The sequence below is a fragment of the Streptomyces sp. YS-3 genome (assembly GCF_045257485.1).
Taxonomy (GTDB): Bacteria; Actinomycetota; Actinomycetes; order Streptomycetales; family Streptomycetaceae; genus Streptomyces.
On sequence record NZ_JBJHPC010000520.1, the window covers coordinates 1 to 5,110 of the forward strand.

The 5,110-nt window shown below is 75.5% G+C and carries 3 protein-coding genes; 1 reads left to right on the top strand and 2 read right to left on the bottom strand.

Annotation, left to right across the window (positions count from 1 at the left end):
• Together ACJA3G_RS29695 and ACJA3G_RS29700 are read right to left on the bottom strand one after the other, a co-directional pair.
• The coding region (locus ACJA3G_RS29695) for an EamA family transporter (protein ID WP_406556127.1) at nucleotides 1–617 on the bottom strand (617 nt) is incomplete at its 3' end.
• 172 nt (nucleotides 618–789) lie between these two features.
• On the bottom strand, nucleotides 790–3,618 hold the full coding sequence (locus ACJA3G_RS29700) for an FAD-binding and (Fe-S)-binding domain-containing protein (RefSeq protein WP_406556128.1): 2,829 nt from the start codon (nucleotides 3,616–3,618) through the stop codon (nucleotides 790–792).
• A gap of 110 nt (nucleotides 3,619–3,728) precedes the next feature.
• Between ACJA3G_RS29700 and serC the strand changes: the two genes are divergently transcribed.
• Nucleotides 3,729–4,847: a phosphoserine transaminase gene (serC, locus tag ACJA3G_RS29705; RefSeq protein WP_406556129.1), complete on the top strand. Its 1,119-nt coding sequence runs from the start codon at nucleotides 3,729–3,731 to the stop codon at nucleotides 4,845–4,847.
• Nucleotides 4,848–5,110 lie beyond the last annotated feature (263 nt).

Consider the following 5,110-nt stretch of genomic DNA (forward strand, 5'->3'; position numbering starts at 1 on the left):
CGCCCCCAGCGCGAAGGCCGCCCCGGCGAGGTCCATCGACCCGAAGCCGTCGCCCCCGCCGCTGCCGACGCCCCCAGCGCGAAGGCCGCCCCGGCGAGGTCCATCGACCCGAAGCCGTCGCCCCCGCCGCTGCCGAGCAGCGCGACCCCGGCGAGCGCGAGCCCGGCCCAGACGAAGTTGACCAGGCGGCGCGAGGCCAGGACGGAGAGGGCGAGGGGGCCGAGGACCTCCAGGGTCACGGCCGTGCCGAGCGGGATGCGGTCGACCGCCTGGTAGAAGAGGCCGTTCATGCCGGCCATCGCGGCGCCGAAGGCGACCACCGTGCCCCAGTCGGCCCGCCGGTAGCCGCGCAGCTTCGGGCGGCACAGGACCAGCAGGACCAGCGCCGCCGCCGCCAGGCGGAGCGTCACCACGCCCGCCGCGCCCGCCCTCGGCATCAGCATCACCGCGACCGCCGAGCCGAACTGCACCGATATGCCGGCCGAGACCACCAGCGCGACGGGCGCGAGCGCCGCCCCGCGACCTCGCGCGGTCCGCAGTCCGCCCGCCGCCTCCGGGGTGGAGACGGTCGCCGCCGCGGTGGCGGTCGGCTCTGCGGCGGTCTGCGGACTGGTCACCGGGGCTCCCGTACGTCGAGTAAGTTCATTTCAGTGAACTTCATGAACACTATATTGCACCACTCCGCACGTGCGGTCCACGGGATTCCCGCCCCGCGCGCAACGCAAGCGGAGTGATGTCTTCCGACACCAATGTACGGTGCGGTGTAAGTGGCGCCAGGGGCCTCTGTCCCTAACCCACCTCGTCCGGCAGATGGTCCGCCAGCACCTCCGCCAGATGCCGGGCCCGCCGCCCGGTCAACTGCTCCAGCTGCGTACGGCACGAGAAGCCGTCCGCCAGGACCTCCGCCGCGGGCCCGGCCGCCCGTACCGCCGGCAGCAGTTCGTCCTCCGCGCAGGCCACCGACACCTCCCAGTGGCCCCGCTCGAAGCCGAAGTTCCCGGCCAGACCGCAGCAGCCGCCGCTCAGGGCGCCCGTCAGCCCGGCCCGCTCCCGCAGCCGGCGCTCGGCCGCGTCCCCGAGCACCGCGTGCTGGTGGCAGTGCGTCTGCCCGGCCACCGGGCGCCCGACGTACGGCGGGGACCAGTGCGGCGCGCACTCCTGGAGCGTCTGCGCGAACGTCCGCACCGAGGCCGCCAGCCGCGCCGCCCTGGGATCGTCCGGCAGCAGCTCCGGCAGATCGGTCCGCAGCGCCGCCGCGCAGCTCGGCTCCAGGACGACGACCGGGAGGCCGCGCTCCAGCAGCGGTTCCATCGCGTCGAGCGTGCGGCGCAGGACCGTACGGGCGCGGGTGAGCTGGCCGGTCGAGACGTACGTCAGTCCGCAGCACACCCGCCCCTCGGGCACCACGACACCGACCTCCGCCGCCTCCAGGACCCGCACCGCCGCCCGCCCCACCTCCGGCGACAGGTGGTCGGTGAAGGTGTCCGGCCACAGGACGGCGGCGGCCGGGGCCGGGCCGTCGCCGCGCCGCCCCAGCCACGCCCGCAGCGTCCGCGTCGCCAGCACCGGAAGGTTCCGCTGCGGGGCGATCCCCGCCAGCCGCTTCACCATCGCGGCCAGCGGGCGCACCCGGGCCAGCGCGTTCAGACTCCGCGCCCACGGCGCCGCCGCCCGCAGCCAGCGCGGCAGCCACCCCATCGCGTAGTGGGAGGCGGGGCGCCGCCGCCCCCGGTAGTGGTGGTGCAGGAACTCCGCCTTGTACGTGGCCATGTCCACCCCGGCCGGGCAGTCGACGCGGCAGCCCTTGCAGGACAGACACAGGTCGAGCGCGTCCCGTACCTCCGTCGAGCGCCAGCCGTCCGTGACGACCTCGCCCGCCAGCATCTCGTGCAGCAGCCGCGCCCGGCCCCGCGTGGAGTGCGCCTCCTCGCCGGTGGCCCGGAAGGACGGGCACATCACGCCCGTACCCGCTTGCCCGGTACGGCACTTGGCGACGCCCACACACCGCCGTACCGCCGCCGAGAAGTCCCCGCCGTCCCGCGGGTAGCCGAACTCCACCTCCACCGGCCGCCTCGGCAGCACCGCGAAGCGCAGGTTCTCGTCCAGCCGGGCCGGGCGCGCCAGGATGCCGGGGTTGAGCACCCCCGCCGGGTCCCACACGTCCTTGAACTCCCCGAACAGGCCCACCAGTTCGGGCCCGTACATCTTCGGCAGCAGCTCCGCCCGCGCCTGCCCGTCGCCGTGCTCACCGGAGAGTGAGCCGCCGTGCGCGGCCACCAGATCCGCCAGCTCCTCGGAGAACCGGCGAAAGCGCGCCACGCCCGCCGCGCTCAGCAGGTCGAAGTCGATCCGGACGTGGACGCACCCGTCGCCGAAGTGCCCGTACGGCGTGCCGCGCAGCCCGTGCTCGCGCAGCAGGGCCCGGAAGTCGCGCAGATACGGGCCGAGGCGCGCGGGCGGCACCGCGCAGTCCTCCCAGCCGGGCCACGCCTCGCTTCCCTCCGCCGTGCGTGTCGCCGTCCCGGCCGCGTCCTCGCGTACCCGCCACAGCGCCCGCTGCCCGGCCGGGTCGGTGATCACGGCCGCGTCCAGCGGGTCCGCCGCCCGCACCAGCTCGCGGGCCCGCGCCAGCGCCTCGGCGGGCCCCGCGCCGCCCGTCTCCACGAACAGCCAGGCCCCGCCGCGCGGCAGCCCGGGGGCGCCGCGCACCAGGTCGGCGGCCATGCCCTCGACGGTGAGCGGCCCGTACGGCAGCAGCGCGGGCGCCGCCTCGGCCGCCGCGCTCTCGTCCGGGTAGCCGAGCACGGCGAGCGCCCGCGCCCCGGGCGTCCGCACCAGCCGTACGGTCGCCTCGGTCAGCACCCCGAGCGTGCCCTCGCTGCCGCAGAAGGCGCGGGCCGCGTCCGTGCCGCGCTCGGGCAGCAGCGCGTCCATGGCGTACCCGGAGATCCGGCGCGGCAGGTCCTGCGGATAGCCCGTGCGCAGGGCGGCGAGGTTGCGCTCGACGAAGGCGCGCAGGCCCGCCGGGGTGCCCGTCCAGCCCCGGCCCAGGCGGAGCGGGTCGCCCGCGCCGCTCACCGCCGTCAGCCCGTGGACGTTGTCGGCGGTCGTCCCGTACGCCACCGAGTGCGCCCCGCAGGCGTTGTTGCCGATCATCCCGCCCAGCGTGCAGCGGCTGTGCGTCGACGGGTCGGGCCCGAACGTCAGCCCGTACGGCCGGACCGCCTCCCGCAGCACGTCGAGGACCAGGCCCGGCTGGACCACCGCCGTGCGCGCCTCCACGTCCACCGAGAGCAGGGACCGCATGTGCCGGGTGAAGTCCAGGACGAGCCCGGTCCCGGTGGCCTGGCCGGCGACCGAGGTCCCGCCGCCGCGCGGCACCACCGGCACCCCGTGCTCCCGGCAGACGGCGAGCGCCGCCGCCACGTCCTCGGCGTCCCGGGGCGCGAGGACCGCCCGCGGCACCCGCCGGTAGTTGGACGCGTCCATCGTGGTCAGCGCCCGCGCGGTGGCCGAGGAGTCGACCTCCCCGCGCACCGCGTCCCGCAGCTCCCGCTCCCACGCCCGCCGCGCCCCGTCCGTACGCGGCGTACCGCCGCCGTCACCCGTGTCGCCCATGGGGACCAGCCTGCCCGTCCGGCGCCGCGGCGGGCGCGACGGCGGCCGGGCGCGTCTCGCGGGATGGACCGCAGCCGCGCGCCGCCCCCGCGTGCCGATACCCTGCGCTCGTGGCTGAGATCCAGATTCCCGCTGACATGAAGCCCGCCGACGGCCGTTTCGGCGCGGGCCCCTCCAAGGTGCGTACTCAGGCGCTGGACGCCCTGGCCGCCACCGGTACCTCGCTGCTGGGCACCTCCCACCGCCAGGCCCCGGTCAAGAACCTCGTCGGCGAGGTCCGCCAGGGCGTACGGGACCTGTTCTCGCTGCCCGAGGGGTACGAGGTGATCCTGGGCAACGGCGGCTCGACCGCGTTCTGGGACGTCGCGACCCACGGGCTGATCGAGAACCGGTCGCAGCACCTGAACTTCGGCGAGTTCTCCTCCAAGTTCGCCAAGGCCGCCAAGCTCGCGCCGTGGCTCGCCGAGCCCAGCGTGATCGCCTCCGAGCCCGGCACCCACCCGGAGCCTGCCGCCGAGGCGGGCGTCGACGTCTACGCCCTCACCCACAACGAGACCTCCACCGGTGTCGCGGCCCCCGTCAAGCGGGTCGCGGGCGCCGACGAGGGCGCGCTCGTCCTGGTCGACGCGACCTCGGGCGCGGGCGGCCTGCCCGTCGACATCACCGAGAGCGACGTCTACTACTTCGCCCCGCAGAAGTCCTTCGCCTCCGACGGCGGACTGTGGATCGCGGCCTTCTCGCCGGCCGCCCTGGAGCGCGCCGCGCGCATCCACGCGTCCGGCCGCCACGTCCCGGAGTTCTTCAGCCTGCCGACCGCGATCGACAACTCGCTGAAGAACCAGACGTACAACACCCCGGCGCTCGCCACGCTCTTCCTGCTCAACGAGCAGCTGAAGTGGATCAACGGCCAGGGTGGTCTGGCGTGGTCGACGGGCCGTACGGCCGCGTCCGCCAAGGCGCTGTACGGCTGGGCCGAGGAGTCCAAGCACGCCAGCCCGTTCGTCGCCGACCCGGCGAAGCGGTCGCAGGTCATCGGGACCATCGACTTCTCCGACGAGGTGGACGCGGCGGCCGTGGCGAAGGTGCTGCGGGCCAACGGGATCGTGGACACCGAGCCGTACCGCAAGCTCGGCCGCAACCAGCTGCGCGTCGCGATGTTCCCGGCGATCGACCCGGCGGACGTCGAAGCGCTGACGGCGTGCGTCGACTACGTGATCGAGCAGCTCTGAGGTTCTGAGCCACCGAACGCCCGGGGCTCGCCCGCGGGCCGGTGGCGGGTTGCTCGCGCAGTTCCCCGCGCCCCTCATCGGGCCGGGACTTCGTGTGCGGGTCGTCGTGGGTCGCCCGCGCAGTTCCCCGCGCCCCTTCAAGCCCGGTGGTCGTCTGCGGGTTGACTGTGGCTGAGCGCGCAGTTCCCCGCGCCCCTAACTACCTAGGGGCGCGGGGAACTGCGCGACCGGCCACCACCGGGCCCGCAGACGAACCCCCGCCC